Raw genomic sequence first — 22,401 nt, forward strand, 5'->3', positions numbered from 1 at the left:
TGGCTCTCCGGCAGCAGGTTACCCGCAGGTGCGGGCTGTGTCCGCGCACGCCGCGCGTCCCGTCCGTACCTGTATAGAACCGTTAAGGCTTGTTTATCCCATTCGGTGTGCGCGCAGCGCTACAGCGGTGCCGACGGACAGCGACGTACGCAGGGCAAAGGTCTCGGGAAACGCAAAAAAATGCGCGCCGCCACGTCGGTGGAGGCGCGCTTTTCTGGGTGCGTCCGAAGATGCCGAAGGGGGATGTGAGCGCCCGGTCTCGGCGCCCAGGGGAGCTCAGGTCAGCGCCGGCTCGGTCAGCCGCATCAGATCGTCCGCCTCCGCTGCAGCGGCCGCGAGCCGATCGTTCTCCGCCCGCAGGCGGGTGACCTCGAACTCCAGAGCCTGCACCCTGGAACGCAGTCGGGTGACCTCGTCGAGCAGGCGCCGGTCGGGCGCCGCACCTACGTGGCCGTAGAGGGCCTTCGCCATGACTTCTCCTTGTGAGACACCGCGTCTCTTTGTAAGCGCTGCCGGAAAGGCCGGCCAAACGCGCGCCCAGTGGTACCGCACACCTGCACCCACGGGCACGCGTGGGCACAGAGACCTGCACCCTGGACGTACACGAGATGCAGATTTTCCGCGCTCAGACTCTTCCGAACTTCAGAGTCTTCCGAACTTCACGTGTTCCGAACTTCGAATCTCTTCAGACCTTCAGATCTGAGCGCAGATGGGCGCGACTGGCGACTCTTCTATGGTGCGCCCCTGACCAGGCTCAGTCAAGCCGTGGACAGTGCGCCGACCCCCGTCTACCAGTGAATCACGCCACCTTGGCACGCGCTCCGGCCTTTGATCAAGAGATTTTCGGCAGAAGCCTCCATGAAGGGCGTCTTATCTCTTCCTTAGCTGGTTTGCCGCGTATCCGGACGGCTGCTTACCGTCACCCGGGTCGAAACCTCTCGATCCCTGAGGACCGCGGAGGCAGGACGTGCACGGGCAAGTCGAGCAGACCGATCGGGACCAGCGGGCGGACACCACCGGGCGGCACCGCGGGCGGCGGTCGATGCCGCCGCCGGCCCTCCTGGCCCTGCCGGTCGCCGGCCTCCTCGCCGTCTTCGGCGCGGGCGCCGCCCTGCTGCCGTCGAGCCTCACCGGCCCGGGCATCGCCGCCGAGCGACCCGAGGCCGCCGTCGCCGCCCTGGCGCCGGGTGCCGGTGGCGGGGCACCCGGCGCCGGGACGGGCACCGCCACCACACCGGCGGCGCCGTCCGCACCGGCGAAGCCCGCCCCCAAGAAGTCCACCAAGAAGCCGGCCGCCAAGAAGCCCACCAAGGCGCCGACGAAGGCCCCGAAGCGGACGCCGCAGACGAAGAGCGCGCCGAGGGTGCCGGCCGGGCTGGCGGGCCAGGAGACCGAGGTCATCCGCCTGGTCAACGTCGAGCGCGACAAGGCCGGCTGCGGCTCGGTGAGCCTGAACACCAAGCTGCGTACGGCGATCCGGCTGCACGTCCAGGAGCTGGGTACGCACGGCAACCTCTACATCAGCCACGTCAGCGACGACGGCCGGGACTTCGTCCAGCGCGCCAAGGAGCAGGGCTACAACGACCCGGGCGGCGAGAACGTGGCCCGGGGCCAGCGGGACGCGGCCGACGTCATGAATTCGTGGATGCACAGCGAGGGCCACCGCGCCAACATCCTCAACTGTGACTTCAAGGCGATCGGCGTCGGCGCGGTGAAGGGCGTCGACGGGACGATCGTGTGGGGACAGCTTTTCGGGCGATCGTGAGCAAAATGCCCGGTAAATCAGACAAATAGTGCGAACATCTGTCGCCTAGGCGACACGCTCCCGTTACTTTTCGCCGCTGTGTCGTTGCAGCCTTCGTGATATCGCCCCCGACGTGCCCGCGGTGCTGACCGCATGCGCATCTGTCTGCTCACCGGGGGCGGCTATCCGTTCCGCCGGGACGCGCTCGGCGGCTGGTGCCGGACGCTCGTCGACGGCCTCGCCCGCTTCCGCTTCGACCTCGTCACCGTCTCGGACCGCGAGCCGCCGGGCGGGCCGGCGTACCCGCTGCCCGGGCACGTCAGGTCCGCGCGTACGGTCGCGCTGCCGCGGGAGACGCCGCGGCGGGAGGGGCGGGACGAGCACGCCACCGCCGCGGCCGCGCTGCTGTGCCGGGGGCTGGTCACCGAACACGACGAGGTGTTCGCGCGCGGGCTTGCCGGGCTCGCGGCCCTGGCCGACGGGGGAACCGCGGCGGCCGGGGCGCCCCTGAACGCCGTACCGCTGGCCGATGTGCTGCTGGAGGCCTGGCGGGCCGGGCGGACGTCGGGCGCCGGCGACCGGTTGCCGCGGCTGAGCCTGCGGGATGCGCGGACGGCTGCGACCCTGCTGCGGCACGCGGCCCGGGCTCTGGCCGTACCGTTGCCTGAAGTTGACCTTGTGCATTGCGTGGGTGGCACGACGCCGTTGCTGGCGGCGCTGGCCGGTCGGTGGCGCACGGGCACCGCGCTGCTGCTGACCGAGGCGCGGGCACCCGTCGCCAAGTTCCGGGCCCACGAGGAACGCCTGTCGCCCGCCGTGCAGGCCGTCCTCCGCCGGTTCCGCCGGGCCGTCGCGCGCACCGGGTACGCCGAGGCCGGCCTGATCGCCCCGCTGAGCGAGTACCACCACTCCTGGGCGCTGCGGCACGGGGCCGAACCGCGGCGGCTGGTGCCGGTGCCCGCCGGCGTCGACCCGCTCGACTTCCCGTGCGCGCCCGAGGCCCGGAATCCGCCCGCGATCGTCTGGGCCGGCAACGGAGGTCCGGAAAGCGGCCTCGGCCCCCTGCTGGACGCCTTCGCGCGGGTGGCCGCGGCCGTGCCGGGGACCGTGCTGCACCTGGTCGGCGTGACCCCCGCCCACGAGGACCACTGCGCCGAGCAGATCGAGCGGACCGGGCTGGGCCGGGCGATCCGGCTGCACCCGCTGCCCGCCGACCCCAGCGACCGGTACGCCGCCGGCCACGTCGTCGTGCACGTGCCCGGGCCGTCCGATACGCCGTACCGGTTGATCGAGGCCATGATGTCGGGCCGCGCGGTCGTCGGGGCCGACGTCGGGCCGGTCGCCGAGACGCTCGGTGACGCCGGCGTGGTCGTGCCCGACCGGGACCCGGCCGCGCTCGCCGCCGCGTGCATCAGCCTGCTCACCGCACCGGCCCGCCGCCGCGCTCTCGGCGACGCCGCCCGCCGCCGCGCCCTCGCGTGCTTCACCGCCGACCGCGTCGTCCGCGTCTACGGCGCGCTCTACACCGATCTGGCCGGGCCGCCCCCGGCCCCCGCCTACGAACTGACCTTGGCCGTTCCCGCCCCGCGCGACGCGCGACCGGCCACGCTGAGATGGCTCGCCGGAGCCGGGGAGGACCGATGACCGCCGATCTCGCCCTGCGGGGCGGAACACTGCGCGCGCCCGCGCTGGGTGCCACGCTGCTGCGCTGTGCCCTCTATCTCGGACCCCTGAGCGTCGCGGTCGCGGCGGCCGAACCGCTGGGCCAGGTCGCCTGGCCGGTACCCGTCGGCGCGCTCGTGCTCGGCTGGAGCGTCGCGCACGCCCTCGCCGGCGTCGGCGCCCTGGTCGCCCGCCGCTGCGGGCGGGGCCCGGCGGCCAAGCTGGTCGCGGCGGGCTTCACCGTGGCGGCGGCGCTCTGGGCGGCGGCGGCCGGCCTGGCGCCCGCCCGCCTGGTCGGCCCCGACCGGCTGCTGGCGGTCGCGATCGGCGTCTGCGGCCTGATCTGTCTGGGTACGGTCACCGCCGCGCTGGTCACCCGTACCGAGGCGGCCGTGGTCCGGTGGAGCCTGCCCTGCTGGCTGCTGGCCGCGGTGAGCATCGCGGGGACCGTCGGCGACACGCTGGCGCAGCGGGTACCCGTGACCGCGCTGCTGCCCGTCTCGATCGCGCTGGCCGCGGCCCGCGCGTTCCGGCCCGTCCTCGGTGCCTCGCCGATAGGCCGGTTGCGCGGTTCGGATCTGCGGCACGGCGGCATGCGGTTGCTGCTCGGCGCTGCCCAGGCCGCCTGCGTGGCGCTGCTGTGGCAGGCCGGGCCGCCGACCGCCACGTCCCCCGCGGTCCTGCCGCTGCTCGCCGCCGGGCCGGTGCTCGAGGCGCTGATCGGCTGGCACCGCCGGCAGGTTCAGGCCGGGCTCGACGCGGCCGAGAGCGACGAGGAGTTCCGGGCGCACCTCGGCGGCGTGACCGTCGTTACCGTCGCCGCTCTGGTGCCTCCGCTCGCCGCCGGGACCGCGCTGGCGGTGGCCGCGTACCAGGTGCCCGCCGGGACGGCCGCGGTGCTCGTGTTCGCCGGCGGACTCCTGCTCAGCGGGGTGCTGGCGATCACGCTGCTGCTCGGCTGGCGCGGGCGTACCGGGATCGCCACCCTGCTCGCCGTCGCGCCGCCGGTCACGGCGTTCGCGGCCCCGCTCGTACCGGCCCTGCCGCAAGACCCCCTGCCCATCGTCGTCGGCATCCTGGCGGCGACCCACCTCGCCGGCCTGCTCGTCGTCGCCCGCACCGCCGCAGACCCCCGGAGGATGCCGTGAGAACCCTGTTCCCCCCGTACGCGCAACCGTCGCCCGAACTCCCCGTGGACGCCGACACCTGGGTCGTGCAGGAACGACCGGGCTCCCGCCGCTCGGCGCACCAGCGGCTCGGCCGCATCGACCTGGACTGGGGCGGGCGCTCCCTCGCCGACGTGCTGGCCGACGTGGACGCGTGGCGCGAGGACGGCGTCGAAGGGCTCTTCCTGGACCGGGCGCCGGCCGGCTCGGGCGGGGTCGGGCCGGTGGCGCTGACCGTACGGCTGGCCGCCCGCCGCGGGCTGCACCGGGTGGTGCTCAACCCGGGCGTGCCCACCCACCCGCTCTACCGCGACCTGGGCGTGAAGATCTGCACCTTCGACGGGCCGTGGTCGGCGTACCAGGGCTGGGACGGCGACGGGGTACGCCCCGGCGACGGCCACCTCGTCCACGGCGTGCCGACGACGCTGCTCACGGCCGCCCGGCGGCTGATGGGCCGGCGCGGCGCGGGCTTCGGGCTGGCCACCGACGCCGGCCCGTACGTCAGCGCAGCGGCTTCCGGGGGCGCGGCTGGCAGCGGGGACAGCTGAACGACGACCGGTTCATGAACTGCTCGCGGCGGATGGCCGTGCCGCACCGGTGGCACGGCTGTCCCTCCCGCCCGTACGCGTTCAGCGACCGGTCGAAGTACCCGCTCTGCCCGTTGACGTTGACGTAGAGCGCGTCGAAGCTGGTGCCTCCGGCCACGATCGCCTCGCCGAGCACGTCCCGTACGTGTGCCAGCAGGCGGCGTACCACCGGGCGGGTCAGCGCGTCGGTCGGGCGTACGCCGTGCAGCTGCGCCCGCCACAGCGCCTCGTCGGCGTAGATGTTGCCGACCCCCGAGATGAGCGTCTGGTCGAGCAGGGCCCGCTTGATCTCCGTGTGCTTGCGCCGCAGTGCCGCCACGAACGCCTCGTCGTCGAAGAGCGGGTCCATCGGGTCGCGGGCGATGTGCGCGATCTCGGCCGGCAGCTCGGCGCCGCCCTCGGAGACCGACAGGCCGCCGAACGTCCGCTGGTCGACGAAGCGCAGCTCGGGGCCGTCGTCGGCGAACGAGAAGCGGACCCGCAGGTGCACCTCGTCCGGCGCCTCGGCGGGCTGCATGAGCAGCTGACCGCTCATACCCAGGTGGGCGATGATCGCGTCGCCGGAGTCCAGCGGCAGCCACAGGTACTTGCCGCGGCGCGAGACGTCCTCGATGGTCCGTCCGGCGAGGACGGCGGCGAAGTGCGCGTCGCCGGGCAGGTGCCGGCGGATCGCGCGGGGGTGGCGCACCTCGACCGCCTCGATGCGGCGACCGGCCACCCACTTGGCCAGGCCCTGCCGGACGGTCTCGACCTCGGGAAGCTCAGGCATCCTTCTCCCTCGGGGGGCTTCTGTCTCAGATCGTGTACGGCCAGACGGCCACCATGTAAGCGCCGTACCAGAGGCCGAACGCGGCCCACGCGCCGATCGCCAGGATCGCGACGCGGGGGCGGGCCCGGGCGGCGGCGACAACCCCCGGCAACAGCGTCAACAGTACGGGCAGCAGCAGCCGAGGCTTGGAGTGGTAGTAGCCGGCCTGGCCGTACACGAGCACCATCGCGACGAGCCCGTAGACGGTCAGCGGCACCCACGGCCGGCCGGCCAGCGCGACGCCCGCGGCGGCCGCGGCGGCGAGCAGGATCAGCGCCACGCTCATCGGCACCCAGCCGTCACCGGTGGTCAGCGTGTCGCCCAGGAACGTCAGCGTGCTGGTGCCGAAGTCGAATGCGGTGCCCCACTCGGCCGCCTGGATCTTGAACCAGGCGTCCGGCTCGCCGACCCGCCAGCCCACCCAGCCGAGAAAGGCCGGGACGCCGGCCAGCGCCACGGCCGCGGCGGCCAGCGGCTGCCACTTCTTCGCCGGGTTCTCGCGGGCGGCCAGCACCGCGGCGACCGCGAGGGCGATGGCGGCCGCGGCGCCGGTCGGCCTGGTCAGGCCGCAGCCGAGGCCCAGCAGGCCCGCCGCCCACCACACCCTGCGGTGCGCGGCCACGAGCATCCCGGCGACGAGGGCGAGGAAGAGGCTCTCCGAGTACGCCATGGACAGGACCACGGACATCGGGGCGGTGCAGCAGATCGCGACCAGGGCCCAGCCGGCGCGGCGGCCGTACAGGGTCGTGCCGAGCAGGTGCAGCGCCACGGCCGCACCGACGGAGGCCAGCCAGCTCACCGTGAGCGCGGCGGTGCCCGGATCCAGGCCGAGGTGGGACAGGCCCCGGATGAGCAGGGGATAGACCGGGAAAAAGGCCAGCTCGTTGCCTTTGAGCGCGCCGTCCGCCCCGTACGTGTAGCCGTGCGGATAGCCGGCGGCGGCCCGCATGAACCAGCCGCCGTCCCAGACCAGCAGGTTGGCGCGGAGGCCGGCCGGTTCCTCGGTGGCCCGGTCCAGGCCGACGAGCAGGATGATCTGGACGATGCGGGACAGCGCCAGGATGCCGACCGCCACGCCCGCGCCGTGCCAGCGCCCGGCCCGGTCCCAGAGGCCTCCGGGCGGGGCGTCGGCGGCCTCGACGGCGCTGTCCGCGTCCTGAGCCGTCACGCTCACCGGCCGGCGGCGCTTCTGTCGTCGGCCGGGGGCATCTCGGCGTGCTCGCCACCCGCCGGCATGTCGGCGTGCCCGCCACCGGCGACGGCCGGCGGCGGCGTCTCCGCCTCGGCCCGCTCGGTGAGGGTGCGCCAGGCGGCCGCGGCGGCGCGCTGCTCGGCCTGCTTCTTGCTGCGCCCGTCCGAGCCGCCGTAGCGCTCGCCGGCCACGACGACCCAGGCGGTGAAGGTCTTGGCGTGGTCCGGCCCGGCGTCGTCGATCACGTAGTCCGGTACGCCCAGGCCGAGCGCCGCGGTCAGCTCCTGGAGGCTGGTCTTCCAGTCCAGCGCCGCGCCCCGGCCGGCCGACTCGGCCATCAGCGGGTCGAACAGCCGGTGCACGACCTCGCTGGCGGTGTCCAGCCCGTGCTCGAGGTAGATCGCCCCGAGCAGCGCCTCCAGGGTGTCGGCCAGGATGCTCGCCTTGTCGCGGCCGCCGGTCGTCTCCTCGCCCTTGCCGAGCAGCAGGTGCGGGCCGAGGCCCTCGGGTCCGAGCGTACGGGCGACGTCGGCGAGCGCGTGCATGTTGACCACGCTGGCGCGCAGCTTCGCGAGCTGGCCCTCCGGCAGGTCGGGGTGGTTGTGGAACAGCGCCGAGGTGATCACCACGCCGAGGACCGAGTCGCCCAGGAACTCCAGGCGCTCGTTGGTCGGCAGGCCGCCGTTCTCGTACGCGTACGACCGGTGGGTGAGGGCCCGCTCGAGCAGCTCGGGCTCGATGGGAACGCCGAAGGCCTCCTCGAGCGGGGCGGTGGAGGGCCGGAACCGCCGCTTGTCGTTACTGCTCATGAACCACCTCTGGGGCTGTGCGGATCGGATCCCGTGATGAAGTCGGCTATGGCCGGGACGGCGGCCCGGCGGTGCAGGGTGGCGGCGAGGCCGATGCCCGCGGCGATGTCCGCCCCGGACGCGGCACCGTGGCAGACGACGACCGTGCCGCCGACGCCGAGCAGGACGGCCGCCCGCGGCGGTGCGTCGTCCGGCTTCGGGGGGCCGAGCAGCGCGTACGCGGTCTCGAGGCCCTTGAGCAGCACGTTGCCGGTGAAGCCGTCGGTCACCACGACGTCGGCGGCACCGCCGGTCACCACGTCGTTGCCCTCGATCAACCCCGCGTAGCGGCCACCCCCCGGCAGCTCGAGACCGGCGAGGTGGGCGGGGGCGGCACGGCGGAGGCGGTCGCCCTTGCCGCGTTCGGTGCCGATGGTGAGCAGGCCCACGCGCGGGGCGGCGACGCCGTGCACCACCGAGGCGTACGCGGCTCCGAGGCGGGCGTGCATGGCGAGGGTGGTCTCGTCGGGGTCGACGGAGGAACCCACGTCGAGCAGGACGAGCCGGCCGGCGGCGCTGGGCAGGACGGCGGCGAGCGGGGGGCGGCGTACCCCGGGCCAGCGGCCGAGGCCGAGCGCGGCGGAGGTCACGGTGGCGCCGGTGTTGCCGGCGGAGAGCACGGCGTCGGCGCGGCCCTGGGCCACGGCCAGCACCGCCGTGCGGACGCCCGACTCGACGCTGCTGACCTCGCGGTCGCGGGTGTGCAGGCCGGTGGGGGCGGCTACGGCGTAAACCCGGTCCCGGTCTTCCGGACCCAGGGCGCCGAGGATCGCGTCGGCCGCTTCCACCGGGCCGACGAGTAAGAGCTGAAGGGCCGGATCGGCCTGGCAGGCGCGCAGAGCGCCGTCAACCACGACGGCGGGAGCTTGGTCCCCGCCGAGGAGGTCGACGGCGATCCGCGCGGTGCCCGGTTCCCTCGCAGTGTCGGCCTCACGGCCGGACTGAGTGGGTACCGGGGCACCGGACGTACGCCGCTGCTCAGGCTCGACCCGCCCGATGATCGGGCGCGTCACTCCGCGAGGCTCAGACCTCGAGGACCTGGCGGCCGTTGTAGGTGCCGCAGACCGAGCAGGCGGTGTGCGGCAGCTTCGGCGACTTGCACTGGGGGCACGCCACGGTCGAGACCGCGGTCGCCTTCCAGTTCGCCCGGCGGGACCGGGTGTTGCTGCGCGACATCTTGCGCTTCGGGACGGCCACGGTACCTACTCCTCGTTGTTTGACAGGTTGCGCAAAGCGGCCCAGCGGGGGTCGACGTCCTCGTGGCTGTGATCAGCCGGTAGGTCGTCGTAGTGCACCCCGCACTCGGGGCACAACCCTGGGCAGTCCGGCCGGCAGACCGGGTTGGTCGGCAGCGTGAGCACGACCGCGTCACGGACCGCCGGTTCCAGGTCGATCAGGTCGCCCTGCATCCGGCCCACCTCGTCCTCGTCCGTCGTCTCCTCCGTGGTGCTGTCCGCGTAGGCGTACAGCTCCGCGATGGGAACGTCGAACTGCTCCGAGATCTCGTTGAGGCAGCGCCCGCACTCGCCCGAGAGCGAACCGCGCACGTTGCCGCTGACGTACACACCTTCGGAGACCGACGTCAGGCTCAGATCGAGTTCGACGTCGGAGCCCTCGGGCACCGAGATCAGCTCAAGACCGAGGTCCGCCGGCGCCGGTACGACCCGCTTCAGGGCACGCGTCGCCCCGGGCTGGCGCGGGAGTTTCGTCGTGTCGACGACCAGCGGCTGCCTGGGATCGAGGTGATTCTGCGGAGACTTGGGCATCGTGAATCCTCAGCCTTGGGTAGGCCGACAGGAAAGGTTACCTGAGCAGGGTCGGTAGCGTCGAATCGCCCCCTGGCCCTAGAAGGGCAGCGGACGCTCGCTGTCCTCGCCCTGGAAGGTGCCGATTTCGCGCAGCGCGTGCATCTTGTCGCGGCCACGCTCTATCGACGCCAGGGCCCGGGTGAGGAACTGCTCGAAGTTGGCCAGGGCGGTGTCGACGTAGTCGTCGACCTCCTCGCGCAGGCGCTGGGCCTCCGCGCGGGCCTCGGCGATGATCCGGGCGCCCTCGTGCTCCGCCGAGACCGTGATCTCGTTCACGGAGACGAGGCGGGCGTGTTCCGTCTCACCCTCGCTGATGATCCGGTCGGCCTCGCGCTTACCGGCATCGATGATCTTGTCGCGCTCCTCCAGAAGGGCGACGGCCCGGCGCAGGTCGCCCGGCAGCTCGGAGCGCAGCTCGTCGAGGAGCGCCACCATCTCGGCCCGGTCGAACATGAAGTTGGTCCGGGACATGGGGACCGAGCGTGCCTGTTCCACCATGGAGATGATCTCGTCGATGCGGTCGAGCGGATCCACCGGCGCCTCACTCCTGTCAGCTCGCACTCACGCTGAGTGGTGCGATCACGTTACTGCCGAACCCGTCAGTTTTGCCGCAGCCGCGTCACGAGTCGCTCGCCGACGAAGTCCGGCACGTACGACGACGCGTCCCCGCCCCACTTGACCACGTCCTTGACGAGACTGGAAGACAGGAAGGAGTACAGCGGATTCGTCGGCATGAACAGCGTCTCCACGCCGGAGAGCCCGATGTTCATCTGCGCCATCTGCAATTCGTAGTCGAAGTCGCTGACCGCACGCAGGCCCTTGATCACGACCGCCGCGCTCTGCGCCCGGCAGAAGTCCACCAGCAGGCCGTGGAACGACTCGACGCGGACATTGCCGTACGCGGCCGTCGCCTGGCGCAGCATGTCGATGCGCTCCTCGACGGTGAACAGGCCGGTCTTCGAGTTGTTGATCAGTACGCCGACGATCACCTCGTCGAAGAGCCGGCTCGCCCGCCCGACGATGTCGAGGTGGCCGTTGGTGACCGGATCGAAGGAGCCGGGACAGACCGCACGTCTCATGATCGGCGACCGTACCAAAGGGTGGTCTCGCCGTAGCGCCGACTGCGGTCGGACGTGATGCCTTCCACCCAGCTCAACGGCTCACCGCGCACCGCCGTACGCGAGGAACGCTCGAACGTCACCACCGCGTCCTCGGCGAGCCACCCGTTGTCCACCAGCGCCTGCTGGACCTCGGTGATCTCGTCGTCGGTCACCGCGTACGGCGGATCGGCGAAGACGACGTCGTAGGGGCCACCCTCGGGCGGGGCGGCCAGCAGCTGGGCGACCTTGCCGGTGACCAGCCGCGCCGCGGCGCCGACCCTGAGCGTGACGATGTTGTCGCGGATCGCCCGGGCGGCCTTGGCGTCGGCCTCCACCAGCAGCGCGAAAGCCGCGCCGCGCGACAGGGCTTCGAGGCCGATGGCGCCGGAGCCGGCGTACAGGTCGGCGAAGCGGGCGCCCTCGAGGTCGATCATCGTGCCGAGGGCGCTGAAGTACGCCTCACGCACCCGATCCGAGGTGGGCCTGGTCAGCGCGCCGGGCGGGGCGGCCAGCCGGCGACCGCCGTGGGCGCCGGCGATGATCCTGGTCATACGGCCTCTCGCGAGTCATCGGGTAGCACGCTGTGACGCTACGCCACCACTATGCACCGGCCACTGCGGAGTGAACTTTTCCCTTCGCTGGGAGCGCTTTTCGACACGCAGCGCATTGACGTCCATGCGTTCCGTACAGCGAAGATCTCGAATGGATATCATCCGGCTTAGCGCCGCCTGGGAGGTTTTTCAGATTCGTCCGAGTCGCTATGGTCGGTCGGCCGCCGACGAAACGCTGTCGGCTCGACGACGCGGGGAGGCGTCGTCGCGGGCCCTCGCGGAAGCATCTGCGCGCGACGGGCCGCCGTCCGCCTTCCTGTGCCGTGCCCCCGACCCCTTCACAGGAGTAGGCGTGAACCTGCTTAAGTCCCCGCTGCGCCGCACGTCGGCCATCGCCGCCGGCGCGCTCATCGGCCTGGCCGGAGTCGCGGCGTTCGCCGCGCCCGCCAGCGCCCACCACCCGGTCGTCGACGGCGTCTCCTCCTGCGTCAACGACGACGGCACCTGGCAGGTGACCTGGGAGGTCGCCAACAGCGAGTACGACCTGATCGGCAAGGTCACCGACGTCGTGCTGACGCCGACGGACAGCACCATCACCGGCATCGTCGCCGAGGCGTCCCTGCCGGTCGCCGGCCACGGCACCCTCGAGGGCGTCCAGACGCTGCCCGCGTCGGCCGAGTCGGCCTCCATCACGGTGACCGCCGAGTGGCAGCGCGAGCAGCTGATCACCTCGACCCGCGGCGCCGAGCACCCGGTCCCGAAGCCGACGGAGAAGTGCCACCCGACGCCCAACCCGTCGAACTCGAAGCCCGCTCCTCAGCCCAGCACGCCGAGCGACGAGCCCAGCACCCCCAGCGACGAGCCGAGCACCCCGAGCGAGGAGCCGAGCCACCCGAGTCCGTCGGGCAGCGCGAGCAAGCCGCCGGCCCCCACGAAGGAGCCGGAGTTCGTCTACGACCAGGACTGCGACACGCTGACCGTGGGCATCACCGTCCCGGCCGACTGGTCCAAGGACATCGAGGTCACCTTCACGCCGAGCACCGGCGAGGCGAAGACCGTCCTGGGCAAGCGCGGGGAGACCACCAGCGTCGAGTTCCCGGCTTCCAAGGGCCTGAAGGTCAAGGCGACCCCGAAGGGCTACGAGGACGAGGCCGCGACGGTCACGTACAAGCAGCCGGCCAACTGTGACTCCTCCGGTGGCGGCGCCGGCGACGAGCCGTCACTGCCGCTGACCGGTGCCGCCGCGGGCAGCATCGCCGCCGGTGCGGGCGTCCTGCTCGCCGCGGGCGTGGCGCTGTTCTACGTGGCCCGCCGCCGCAAGGTCAAGTTCACCGCCTGACCTGGGCATCCGCGCTGAACGCGAAGGGCGCGCCGACCGTGACGGTCGGCGCGCCCTTCGTTCGTCTGCGTCATCGTCCACCCGGGACGCCGACACCCAGCGCATCGACGGGGAAGCGTTCGGTACAGCGATGGTCTCGGATCCGCAACAAGCTCCTTAACCGATCCTGAGCCTCTTCCCAGATTCCCCGCAATCGCTAAGGTCAGGCGCGCCGACGAAACGCTATCGGCTCGACGACGTTGGGGAGGCGTCGTTGCGGACCCGCCGTCCCCCTGGCGGGTGCCGCCGCCTTCCCTGGGTCGTGCCCTCTGTATTCCATCGCCCCCAGGAGTACGCGTGAAGTTGAACTCCCCGCTCCGCCGCGCCGCGACCGTCCTCGCCGGCGCCCTCATCGGCCTGGGCGGAGCCGCGGTCGTCACCGCGCCCGCCAGCGCCCACGCCTCGTCCGTCGACGGCAAGGCGATCTGCGACACCGCGACCGGCACACGGATCGTGACGTGGACGCTCACCAACGACTACCCGGCGGACGCCACCGTGGCGGACCTCAAGACGTCCCCCACCGAGGTCGAGAAGCCGGCCGAGGGCAACTTCGTCATCCCCAAGTCGGAGTACGGACGCAACGGCGAGCTCACGCTCACGCAGAAGGTGACCGGCGACGACACCGAGGCCACCATCTCCTTCAAGTCCATCTGGTCGGTCGACGGCTACGTGGACCAGGACAACACGGCCCGGGTCGACCTCAGCGAGCCGTGCGCCCCGGCCGAGACGCCGTGTGTCGAGGCGGGCGATGCGGCCTTCCACCACACGTTCGGCGTCACCGGTAACGGCGCCACCGCCACGGTGACCCTCAACGACAACATCAAGCTGTGCGAGGGCGAGCCGGTCACGCTCGTCTCGTACTTCGCGCCGAAGCCGCAGTTCTCGGTGCCGCAGTACGAGTTCGACCACGACACCGACACGATCACCAACGAGCAGCGGTCGGTGACGCTGGAAGTGCGCGTGCCGGACTGCAACACCCAGGTCGACCTATTCTTCGGCGGCGAGGACGACATCATCTCGGAGATCACCGAGGGCGGCCCTCGTTACGGCGACAAGAAGCTCGGCAGCCACAGCGGGCTCGGCGGCCGCTCGGAGGGCCCGCAGGGTTGGTTCAACGGCGGCGAGAAGGGCTGCCAGACCCCGGCCGTCAAGCCGCTGTCGCAGTGTGACGGCACGGTTGCGCTGAACCTCAGCAACAACGGCGAGATCAGCCGCTACGCCGTCGACTTCACCGTCAAGGCGGGCGACTTCACCAAGACCGTCACGGTCGCGGCGGGCAAGGGCGAGACGGTCACCATCCCGGCCGGCGCCGGCACCATCACGGTCAGCGCCGAGGGCATGGACGACGTCACGTACGACTGGGCCGCGCCCGCGGACTGTGAGCTGCCCACCGTCATCGTCGAGAACGACTGCGACACCGTGACGATCACCGTCCAGAACCCGGAGGGCGTCACCCCGGCGACCGCGAAGGTCTCGTACGGCGACAAGACCGAGACGGTGACCGTAGCGGCCGGCAAGTCCGAGAAGGTCAGCTTCAAGGCGGGCAAGGCGACGTACGCGACGGTCGAGTTCCCCGGCCTGAACGTCGAGCCGATCAAGGCCACGCTCGAGAAGCTCCACTGCGACAACGGCGGTGGCGGGGGCGGCGACACGCCCAGCCTGCCCGTCACCGGCCCGGTGGCCGGCGGCATCGCGGGCGGCGCGCTCCTGCTGCTGATCGCCGGTGGCGTGCTCTTCTTCACGGCCCGACGTCGCAAGATCACCTTCACCGCGTAGTAGTTGCGCCGGAGGGCGCGCCGATCTCCCGGTCGGCGCGCCCTTTTCCACCCTCCTGCGAAGGCGGCTCCCGTTGAGACCCCTGCTCCACCGCATCGCCGCGGTCGCGGCAATGGCCCTGATCGGACTGAATCTCGCGGCACCCGCGAGAGCCGCCGGACCGGAGACCACGGTCACGGGTTCGGCCACCTGCAACCCCGACAAGGGCGAGTGGCTGGTCTCCTGGACGCTCACCAACAGCGGTGACTCGTTCGCCCGGGTGGACAAGCTGAAGACCGAGCCGGCGCCCGTACCGGAGCTGACCGACGGCTACCTCATCCCCCGGCGCTCCCCCAGCGGCACCATCGGCAGGGTGGTCCTCCACCAGACCCTTCCCGGCGGTACGCCCTCGGCCACGGTGTCGTTCGTCGGCATCTGGGACGCGACGAAGGACACCGACAACACCGCCACGGTCTCCCTCGGCGAGTGCAAGCCCACCGAGACGCCCTGCGTCGAACCGGCCGAGGCCACGTTCCACCACGAGTTCGCGGTCGCCGACGGCCGTGCAACGGCGACCGTGACGGTCGACGACGGCGTGAAGCTCTGCAAGGACGAGCCGGTCACGCTGGTCTCCTACTTCGCGCCGAAGCCGCAGTTCTCGGTGCCGCAGTACGAGTTCGACCACCAGAGCGCCACGATCACCAACGACAGCCGCTCGGTGGCGCTCACTACGGCGCTGCCCGCGTGCAACGCCCAGGTCGACCTCTTCTTCGGCGGCGAGGACGACATCATCGGTGAGATCACCGAGGGCGGCCCCCGCTACGGCGACAAGAAGCTCGGCAGCCACAGCGGCTCCGGTGGCCGTTCGAAGGGCCCGCAGGGCTGGTACAACGGCGGCAGCAGGGGCTGCCAGGCGCCGGCCGTGGAGCCGCTGTCGCAGTGCGACGGCACGGTGGCGCTGAACCTCAGCAACAACGGCAAGATCAGCCGCTACGCGGTCGACTTCAGCGTCGAGGCCGGCGACTTCACCAAGACGGTCACCGTGGCGCCCGGCAAGGGCGAGACGGTCGTGGTGCCGGCCGGCGCCGGCTCGATCACGGTCACCGCGGACGGCATGGACGACGTCACGTACGAGTGGCAGCGGCCGGACGACTGTCCCGCACCGACCGTCGCGGTCGAGAACGACTGCCGCACGGTCGCCGTGACCGTCACCAACCCGGAGGGCGTCACCCCGGCACGGGCCACCGTGAAGTACGGCGACGACACCAAGGACCTCACCGTCGCGCCGGGCACCTCGGAGAAGGCGACCTTCCCGGCGCGGGACGTCACCGAGGCCATCGTCACCATCGACCACCTCGAACCAATCACCGTCGGCATCGAGAAGGCCGACTGCAACGGCGGCGGCTCGGGCCACGGCAACGGCGGTTCTGCGGGTGGCGGCGACGAGGCGGGCGGCGGCGAGGGCGGGCTACCCGTCACCGGCGCGGCGGCCGCGACCGTTGCGGGCGGCGCGGTGCTGCTGCTCGTGGTCGGCGGCCTGCTCTTCTTCCTGGCCCGGCGGCGCCGGGTGACGTTCACTCCATAAGGAACGTCGGCGGCCGGAAACTCCCATCGGTTTCCGGCCGCCACTCGTGGACGGCCGACACCGCGTCGACGGGGATCGGGGCGTAGAGGTGCGGGAACTGCATCCCGCCCGGATCCGGCGGGTCACCGTCCTCCCACACCACGGGTACGGGCAGCAGCGCCTCGTCGAGCACCAGCAGCACGAGATCCGTACGCCCCCGGGCGAGCAGGGTCGCCGGAATGTGCACCTGCTCCGGCGTGGAGCAGTGGATGTAGCCCTGGGTCTCCAGGGACTCCGCGCGATAGGTGCCCGCCGCCCGGGCCGCCTCCCACTCGGCGCGGGGACAGAAATGCAGGATCATCCCTTCTCCAGATACTCGGCTCGTTCCTCGTCCACCAGGGCGGCGACCGAGGCCGCGAGCGCCGGGTGCCGGGACAGGGTGGGGTCGTCGCCGACCAGCTCGGCCGCCTCGGCCCGCGCGTCGGTGATCAGCTTGCTGTCCCGCAGCAACGAGAGCAGCCGCAGGTGGCTGTGCCGGCCGGACTGCGAGGCGCCCAGCACGTCACCCTCGCGGCGCTGCTCCAGGTCGAGCTCGGCGAGCTTGAAACCGTCCGTGGTGGACGCCACCGCGTCGAGGCGCTCACGGGCCGGCGTGCCTTCCATCGCCTCCGTGACGAGCAGGCAGATGCCCGGGGCGGACCCCCGGCCCACCCGGCCGCGAAGCTGGTGCAGCTGGGAGACGCCGAACCGGTCGGCATCCATGATGATCATGACCGTGGAGTTGGGCACGTCCACGCCCACCTCGATCACCGTGGTCGCCACCAGCACATCGAGCTCGGCGGCGGCGAACCGGCGCATCACGGCGTCCTTCTCCTCGGCCGGCAGCCGCCCGTGCAGCACCCCGATCCGCAGCCCGTGCAGCGGGCCTTCCTCGAGAATCGGCGCCACTTCCGTGACCGCCAGCGGCGGTCGGCGGGCCGGTTCGTTGTCGCCGGGCGGCTCGCCGTCGTCCTCCGCGCCCGCCGCGTCCCCGATCCGCGGGCACACCACGTATGCCTGATGCCCGGCCTTGACCTCCTCCCGGACCCGCTGCCAGGCCCGCTCCAGGAAGGCCGGTCGCTCCGGCGGCACGACGTGCGACGCGATCGGCGACCGGCCGCGCGGCAGCTGGGAGAGCGTCGACGTCTCCAGGTCGCCGTACACGGTCATCGCGACCGTCCGCGGGATCGGCGTGGCCGTCATGACCAGCACGTGCGGCGGCTGGGCCGCCTTGGCCCGCAACGCGTCCCGCTGCTCCACGCCGAACCGGTGCTGCTCGTCCACCACCACCAGACCCAGGTCGTGGAAGTCGACCCCCTCGTACAGCAGGGCGTGCGTGCCCACGACGATGCCGGCGCTGCCGTCCGCCACCTTCGCGAGGGCCGCGCGCCGGGCGGCCGCACCCAGCGACCCGGTGACGAGGGTCAGCTGGGTGCCGGCCGGATCCCCGTCCAGCTCCCCGGCCCGGCCCAGCGCGCCGAGCTGAGCACTGATGCTGCGATGGTGCTGCGTGGCGAGGACCTCGGTGGGGGCGAGCAGCGCCGCCTGCCCGCCGGCGTCGACGACCTGGAGCATGGCCCGTACCGCGACCAAGGTCTTGCCGGAACCGACCTCGCCCTGCAGCAACCGATGCATGGGGTGAGCCCGCGCCAGATCGGCGGAGATCTCCTCACCGACCCGGGCCTGACCCTCGGTGAGCTCGTAGGGCAGTGCCGCGTCGAACGCGGCCAGGATCCCGTCGTCGCGTCGGGGCCGGGACCGTCCGGGAGCGGCGGCCGAGCGGGCCTTACGCTGCACGAGCGTCAGCTGTACGGCGAAAGCCTCGTCCCACTTCAACCTGTACTTGGCCTTGAACAGCTCCTCCTTGGAGCTGGGCCGATGGATCTCGCGCAGGGCCGTGCCGATGCCGACCAGGTTGCGGTTCGCCCGCACCGACCCGGGCAGCGGATCCTCGGGAGGTTCGAAGGTGTCGAGGACGGTCCGCACGCACTTGGCGATCGTCCACGTCGGCACGGCGGCCGCGGCCGGATAGACCGGGATGAGCGCGCCGGCGAACTCCTCGATCTCCTCGGCCGCCTCGTCCTGCGTCGCGTCGGCCCGCAGCAGCTGGTAGGCGGGCCCGTTCAGCTGCCGTTTGCCCCGGAAATCGGTGACCTTGCCGGCGAACAGCCCCCACCGTCCGGTACGCAGCTCCCGCTCCCGCCACGCCTGGTTGAAGAAGGTGCACGTCAGGCTCGCCCCGGACCCGTCCCCGATGGTGATCTCCAACATGCTGCCGCGACGCTGGCGCATCGGGCGTACCGTCGCGCTCTTCACCTGGGCGAGCAGGGTGACCTGCTCGCCGACCTGGAGCTGCCGCAGGTCGGTGTGTTCGCCGCGCTCGTCGTAGCGCCGGGGGAAGTGGTAGATCAGATCGCCGGCGGTATGCAGGTCGAGATGGGTGGCCAGCGCCTTGGCGGTTCGCTCCCCGAGCACCTTGCGCAGCGGGGTGGTGGTCGTCGTCGCGGTGGTCGTGTCGCTCATTCCACTCCAACCAGGAGGTGGTAGCGGGGCTGGCCGCCCGCATAGCACTGCACCTCGACGAAAGGCCACGCCTGGGCGAGGTGCCCCCGGAGCACCTCCTCGAGGACGGCCGGCGCGTCGGCGCCGAGCACGAGACTGACGAGCTCGCCACCGCCGCCGAGCATCCGGTCGAGCAGGCGGCGACACACCTCGGTCAACGCCGCCTCCGGGCCGTCGGCGGTGGCCGGGACGATCACGTGGACCTCGCCGTCGACCAGGCCGAGCAGGTCACCCGGGTGGCAGCGGCCCGCGACGGTCAGCGCCTCCCGGGCCGCCGTGGTGACCTCGCCGTAGCGACAGGCGCCGGCGGCCTCCGCCATCGCGATCACGTCGTCGTCGAACCGGCGCTGCGAATCCCGCACGGCCAGCGCGGCGAGGGCCTGCACCGGCGAGCGGGTGGGCACCACGCTGACCCGTACGCCCATCGCGACCGCCTCCCGTGCCGCCGAGACCGCGACGGCGTGGGTGTTGGCATCGTTCGGCAGCAGCACGACGCGGCCCGCACCCGTCTGGCCGATGGCCGCCAGCATCTCGGCGATGGACGGGTTGCGGCCCACCACGACCGCGCCCTCGTCGGCGAACAGCGAGGTCAGCCCGTCCCCGGCGGCCACGACCACCGCACCCCGGTCGGCGGCTTCGCGGCCCGCCGCAGCGCCCTCCGGAGGGCTCGCGGTGCGGTCGGCATGGGCATGGGCATGGGCCGCATGATCATGGACGCGCTCCTCGAGCCGGCTCACCGAGATCCGGTACGGCCGCCCGGCGACGACCCCGGCCTCGACGGCGGCCCCGATGTGGTGGACGCCGACATGGACGTGCACGTTCCAGGTCTGCCGCCGCCCCTCCCCCGTCCCCACGACGACGAGGGAATCACCCAGCCCGTCGAGGGTGCCCCGCAGGACGTCCACGGCATCCACCTCGGCGTCGAGCAGGTATTGCACCTCGTAGCCGAAGTCGCCCGCCGGGCTGATGTCCGTTTCCGGTGCGGGCCCCGCGTCCGCCTCCGGCGTGGTCGTGCTCAGTGCCTCGACCAGGGCGTCGAGCAGCACGACCAGACCCCGGCCACCCGCGTCCACCACGCCGGCCCGAGCCAGGACCGGCAGCTGCTGCGGGGTACGGGCCAGCGCCTCCGCCGCCGAGCGGGCCGCCTCCCGGGCGACCGCCACCAGATCGTCGGACCTGAGCCTGCCGGCGCCCTCGGCCGCGGCCGCCGCCACGGACAGCACGGTGCCCTCGACCGGCCGGGCCACCGCGGAATACGCGGCCTCGCTCGCCCTGCGCAGCGCCTTGGCGAGCTCGACGCCGCGCACGGAGACCGTGGTGGCGAACGCGTCCGCCATGCCGCGCAGGATCTGGGAGACGATCACTCCGGAGTTGCCCCGGGCGCCGAGCAACGCCCCGCGAGCCATCCGCCGCATCACCTGTCCCAGAGGTGTCGGCGCCGCCTCGCCATCGGATCCGGCGCCCTCCTCCTGCAGCGCCTCGTGGGCCGACGTCAGTGTGAGGACCAGGTTGGTGCCGGTGTCCCCGTCGGGCACCGGGTAGACGTTCAGCTCGTCGATCTCGTGCTGGTGCGCCCGCAGCGCGGCAAGCCCGGCGCCGCACCATCGGCGTACCGCGGCCGCGTCCAGGGTCTCCAGCACGCGAAAAGCGTACTAACCACCACCGACAATCGGCGCAGCACATGGGGGCGATTGGCTGTCCGGGGCGGCCATCGGGTAACCTGGCCAGGTTGCCCGGGCGCAGTCTGTTCGGGGCACCCTCAGTTCGCAGCCGGGCTTCGGTCAGTCCCGTCCGGCGTATCAATCCCAGGAGTACCCCGTGGCTAGCGTGTGCGACGTCTGTGGCAAGGGACCGGGCTTCGGCCACAACGTGTCCCACTCGCACCGGCGGACCAACCGCCGCTGGAATCCGAACATCCAGTCGGTGCGCACTCCGGCCGGTGGCGGCAACACCAAGAAGCTCAAGGTCTGCACCTCGTGCATCAAGGCCGGCAAGGTCGTCCGCGCCTGATACCGGTGCGCCGGGCCCGCGGGTCCGGCCGACCGCAGCACTTCCCGTAGCCGCCGGGTCCCCGTGACCCGGCGGCTACGCGTGTACCCACGTTCCGAGCAGCGCCCGGGCGGGTCCGGTCCCAGCCCGGGTGCCTTCGCGCACAGCCCGGGCGACTTCCCTCAGAGCACGCGTGCGTAGGACAGCACCCCGGGCTGGCCCTTGTAGTAGCCGAAGTCCTCGATCCGCTCGTACCCGCACTTCTCGTAGAGCGCGATCGCCTCGGGCTGCTTGTCGCCCGTCTCCAGGATCACCCTCTTGCATCCGCGCTCACGCGCCGAGTTCTCGATGGCGGCCAGCACGCGGCGGGCCACGCCCCTGCCCCGCGCCGCCTCGATCGTGAACATGCGCTTGAGCTCGGCGTCGTCGCCGTGCGCCCGCCAGCCCGCGCAGCCGACGAGCCGGCCGGTCGGGTCCTCCGCCACGAAGAACGCGCCCTTCGGCGGGGCGAAGTCCGACGCGGCCACCGGGGTGTCGTCGCCGGAGCCGCCGTACCTGCTGCTCAGCTCGGCCATGGCGAGACCGATGAGCCGCCGCACGGCGGGGTCGTCGAACGGGGTCTCACGGATGATGATCTGCTCCACGGGGCAACGCTAACCCGCGCCGCCGGCACGGGCGCATCAGCGGAAGTGGTCCCAGCCCGTCCCGCCCTGCCACGGCTTGCGGTCGACCGTCACGCCCGTACCCTCGTGCACGCTGCCGATGACCCGCCATTCCGGCGGCAGCGTCACCCCCGGCGGGAAGGTCGCCGCGAGGGCGTGATCGTCCCCACCGGCCAGGAGCCAGATGTACGGGTCCACGCCCAGCGCCGAAGCCGCGTCGCGCATCTGGTCCGGCACCTCGAACGCCTCGCGGCGGATGTCGATGCCGACCACGCTGGCCGTCGCCACGTGACCCAGGTCCTGCAGCAGCCCGTCCGACACGTCGATCATCGACGTCGCACCGAGCTCGGCCGCGGACACGCCCTGCGCGTACGGCACCGACGGCCGCCGGTACGCCTCGACGAGCACCTTCGGCGTCCGGAAGCCCCGCGACAGCACCGTGTATCCCGCCGCGGCGTAGCCCGTACGGCCGGCCAGCGCGACGATGTCGCCCGGCTGAGCCCCGCTTCGCAGCACCGGATCCCGGCCGCCGAGATCACCCAGCGCCGTCACCGCGATGGTCAGCGTCGGGCTCGACGACATGTCCCCGCCTACGACGCTCGCGCCGGTCAGGCCGGCTTCCGCGGAGAGTCCCCCGGCGAGCTCCTCGGCCCAGGACACATCCAGATCGATGGGTACGCACAGAGCCACCAGAAGTGCCGTCGGCGTGGCGCCCATGGCCGCGATGTCGGCCAGGTTCGCGGCGGCCGCGCGGTGGCCCACATCGGCCGCGCTCGACCAGTCCCGCCGGAAGTGCCGGCCCTCGACCAGGACGTCCGTCGACGCCACCGTCCGGCCGTCCGGCGCGGCCACCAGCGCGGCGTCGTCGCCCGGCCCGAGCAGGCTCGCCGGGCCGTCGCCGAGCCGCGCGACGATCCGGGCGATCAGCCCGAACTCCCCCGTCTCCGCGATGCTCACGTCCACCGTTCCCTCGATTTCCCCGTCGC

The 22,401-nt window shown here is 72.4% G+C and carries 23 protein-coding genes; 8 read left to right on the forward strand and 15 right to left on the reverse strand.

Going from position 1 to position 22,401, the window contains the following annotated elements:
• Positions 1 to 276: 276 nt before the first annotated feature.
• Positions 277 to 471: a hypothetical protein gene (locus ACIBO8_RS23310; protein ID WP_106125704.1), complete on the reverse strand. Its 195-nt coding sequence runs from the start codon at positions 469 to 471 to the stop codon at positions 277 to 279.
• 496 nt (positions 472 to 967) lie between these two features.
• On the opposite strand from ACIBO8_RS23310, the gene ACIBO8_RS23315 reads away from it, so the two are divergent.
• From ACIBO8_RS23315 to ACIBO8_RS23330, 4 genes are all read left to right on the forward strand, one after another.
• Positions 968 to 1,765, forward strand: coding sequence for a CAP domain-containing protein (locus tag ACIBO8_RS23315; RefSeq protein ID WP_396117375.1), 798 nt, complete (start codon positions 968 to 970; stop codon positions 1,763 to 1,765).
• 132 nt (positions 1,766 to 1,897) lie between these two features.
• On the forward strand, positions 1,898 to 3,388 hold the full coding sequence (locus tag ACIBO8_RS23320) for a glycosyltransferase (protein WP_396117376.1): 1,491 nt from the start codon (positions 1,898 to 1,900) through the stop codon (positions 3,386 to 3,388).
• A complete protein-coding gene (locus ACIBO8_RS23325; protein WP_396117377.1) occupies positions 3,385 to 4,554 on the forward strand; it encodes a hypothetical protein in 1,170 nt (389 codons plus the stop codon). The genes ACIBO8_RS23320 and ACIBO8_RS23325 overlap by 4 nt, the downstream gene beginning before the upstream one ends.
• Positions 4,551 to 5,120 (forward strand): Spherulin-4, encoded by a 570-nt coding sequence (locus ACIBO8_RS23330; RefSeq protein WP_396117378.1) that lies wholly within the window; start codon positions 4,551 to 4,553, stop codon positions 5,118 to 5,120. The genes ACIBO8_RS23325 and ACIBO8_RS23330 overlap by 4 nt, the downstream gene beginning before the upstream one ends.
• Here the strand turns inward: ACIBO8_RS23330 and mutM are convergent.
• The 9 genes from mutM to rsmD form a co-directional block, all read right to left on the reverse strand.
• On the reverse strand, positions 5,074 to 5,928 hold the full coding sequence (gene mutM, locus ACIBO8_RS23335; protein ID WP_396117379.1) for a bifunctional DNA-formamidopyrimidine glycosylase/DNA-(apurinic or apyrimidinic site) lyase: 855 nt from the start codon (positions 5,926 to 5,928) through the stop codon (positions 5,074 to 5,076). The genes ACIBO8_RS23330 and mutM overlap by 47 nt on opposite strands.
• Before the next feature lie 25 nt (positions 5,929 to 5,953).
• Positions 5,954 to 7,135: a hypothetical protein gene (locus ACIBO8_RS23340; protein ID WP_396117380.1), complete on the reverse strand. Its 1,182-nt coding sequence runs from the start codon at positions 7,133 to 7,135 to the stop codon at positions 5,954 to 5,956.
• 2 nt (positions 7,136 to 7,137) lie between these two features.
• On the reverse strand, positions 7,138 to 7,968 hold the full coding sequence (gene rnc / locus ACIBO8_RS23345) for a ribonuclease III (RefSeq protein ID WP_396117381.1): 831 nt from the start codon (positions 7,966 to 7,968) through the stop codon (positions 7,138 to 7,140).
• The gene (locus ACIBO8_RS23350; RefSeq protein WP_396117742.1) at positions 7,965 to 8,903 is read right to left on the reverse strand and encodes a phosphate acyltransferase PlsX; all 939 of its coding nucleotides are present in this window, start codon (positions 8,901 to 8,903) and stop codon (positions 7,965 to 7,967) included. The genes rnc and ACIBO8_RS23350 overlap by 4 nt, the downstream gene beginning before the upstream one ends.
• A gap of 127 nt (positions 8,904 to 9,030) precedes the next feature.
• Positions 9,031 to 9,204 carry a 50S ribosomal protein L32 gene (gene rpmF, locus ACIBO8_RS23355; protein ID WP_014694262.1) on the reverse strand — a complete coding sequence of 58 codons (174 nt, stop codon included), beginning with the start codon at positions 9,202 to 9,204 and terminating at the stop codon, positions 9,031 to 9,033.
• 5 nt (positions 9,205 to 9,209) lie between these two features.
• Positions 9,210 to 9,773 carry a YceD family protein gene (locus ACIBO8_RS23360; protein WP_396117382.1) on the reverse strand — a complete coding sequence of 188 codons (564 nt, stop codon included), beginning with the start codon at positions 9,771 to 9,773 and terminating at the stop codon, positions 9,210 to 9,212.
• Between the two features lie 78 nt (positions 9,774 to 9,851).
• Positions 9,852 to 10,349, reverse strand: a complete 498-nt coding sequence (locus tag ACIBO8_RS23365) for a hypothetical protein (protein WP_071805703.1) — start codon at positions 10,347 to 10,349, stop codon at positions 9,852 to 9,854.
• A 65-nt stretch (positions 10,350 to 10,414) separates the two neighbouring features.
• Positions 10,415 to 10,894 carry a pantetheine-phosphate adenylyltransferase gene (gene coaD / locus ACIBO8_RS23370; RefSeq protein WP_396117383.1) on the reverse strand — a complete coding sequence of 160 codons (480 nt, stop codon included), beginning with the start codon at positions 10,892 to 10,894 and terminating at the stop codon, positions 10,415 to 10,417.
• Positions 10,891 to 11,466 (reverse strand): 16S rRNA (guanine(966)-N(2))-methyltransferase RsmD, encoded by a 576-nt coding sequence (gene rsmD, locus ACIBO8_RS23375; protein WP_396117384.1) that lies wholly within the window; start codon positions 11,464 to 11,466, stop codon positions 10,891 to 10,893. Before rsmD ends, coaD begins: the two co-directional genes overlap by 4 nt.
• A gap of 352 nt (positions 11,467 to 11,818) precedes the next feature.
• Here rsmD and ACIBO8_RS23380 point away from each other — a divergent pair, with 352 nt between their 5' ends.
• The 3 genes from ACIBO8_RS23380 (at position 11,819) to ACIBO8_RS23390 (ending at position 16,184) form a co-directional block, all read left to right on the forward strand.
• The gene (locus ACIBO8_RS23380; RefSeq protein WP_396117385.1) at positions 11,819 to 12,805 is read left to right on the forward strand and encodes an LPXTG cell wall anchor domain-containing protein; all 987 of its coding nucleotides are present in this window, start codon (positions 11,819 to 11,821) and stop codon (positions 12,803 to 12,805) included.
• A gap of 336 nt (positions 12,806 to 13,141) precedes the next feature.
• Positions 13,142 to 14,620: a cell wall anchor protein gene (locus ACIBO8_RS23385; protein WP_396117386.1), complete on the forward strand. Its 1,479-nt coding sequence runs from the start codon at positions 13,142 to 13,144 to the stop codon at positions 14,618 to 14,620.
• A gap of 73 nt (positions 14,621 to 14,693) precedes the next feature.
• On the forward strand, positions 14,694 to 16,184 hold the full coding sequence (locus tag ACIBO8_RS23390; RefSeq protein WP_396117387.1) for a cell wall anchor protein: 1,491 nt from the start codon (positions 14,694 to 14,696) through the stop codon (positions 16,182 to 16,184).
• Here ACIBO8_RS23390 and ACIBO8_RS23395 read toward each other — a convergent pair.
• The 3 genes from ACIBO8_RS23395 to ACIBO8_RS23405 are packed head-to-tail and all read right to left on the reverse strand — an operon-like array spanning position 16,174 to position 20,404.
• Positions 16,174 to 16,524: a DUF952 domain-containing protein gene (locus ACIBO8_RS23395; protein ID WP_396117388.1), complete on the reverse strand. Its 351-nt coding sequence runs from the start codon at positions 16,522 to 16,524 to the stop codon at positions 16,174 to 16,176. The genes ACIBO8_RS23390 and ACIBO8_RS23395 overlap by 11 nt on opposite strands.
• Positions 16,521 to 18,725: an ATP-dependent DNA helicase RecG gene (gene recG / locus ACIBO8_RS23400; protein ID WP_396117389.1), complete on the reverse strand. Its 2,205-nt coding sequence runs from the start codon at positions 18,723 to 18,725 to the stop codon at positions 16,521 to 16,523. Before recG ends, ACIBO8_RS23395 begins: the two co-directional genes overlap by 4 nt.
• Positions 18,722 to 20,404: a DAK2 domain-containing protein gene (locus ACIBO8_RS23405; RefSeq protein WP_396117390.1), complete on the reverse strand. Its 1,683-nt coding sequence runs from the start codon at positions 20,402 to 20,404 to the stop codon at positions 18,722 to 18,724. The genes recG and ACIBO8_RS23405 overlap by 4 nt, the downstream gene beginning before the upstream one ends.
• Positions 20,405 to 20,582: 178 nt before the next feature.
• Between ACIBO8_RS23405 and rpmB the strand changes: the two genes are divergently transcribed.
• Positions 20,583 to 20,774 (forward strand): 50S ribosomal protein L28, encoded by a 192-nt coding sequence (gene rpmB / locus ACIBO8_RS23410; protein ID WP_023561910.1) that lies wholly within the window; start codon positions 20,583 to 20,585, stop codon positions 20,772 to 20,774.
• A gap of 161 nt (positions 20,775 to 20,935) precedes the next feature.
• On the opposite strand, the gene ACIBO8_RS23415 is transcribed toward rpmB, so the two are convergent.
• Together ACIBO8_RS23415 and ACIBO8_RS23420 are read right to left on the reverse strand one after the other, a co-directional pair.
• Positions 20,936 to 21,397 carry a GNAT family N-acetyltransferase gene (locus tag ACIBO8_RS23415; protein WP_396117391.1) on the reverse strand — a complete coding sequence of 154 codons (462 nt, stop codon included), beginning with the start codon at positions 21,395 to 21,397 and terminating at the stop codon, positions 20,936 to 20,938.
• Between the two features lie 36 nt (positions 21,398 to 21,433).
• Positions 21,434 to 22,372, reverse strand: coding sequence for a thiamine-phosphate kinase (locus ACIBO8_RS23420; RefSeq protein WP_396117392.1), 939 nt, complete (start codon positions 22,370 to 22,372; stop codon positions 21,434 to 21,436).
• Positions 22,373 to 22,401 lie beyond the last annotated feature (29 nt).

The organism is Actinoplanes sp. NPDC049681, assembly GCF_044465265.1.
Classification (GTDB): Bacteria; Actinomycetota; Actinomycetes; order Mycobacteriales; family Micromonosporaceae; genus Actinoplanes.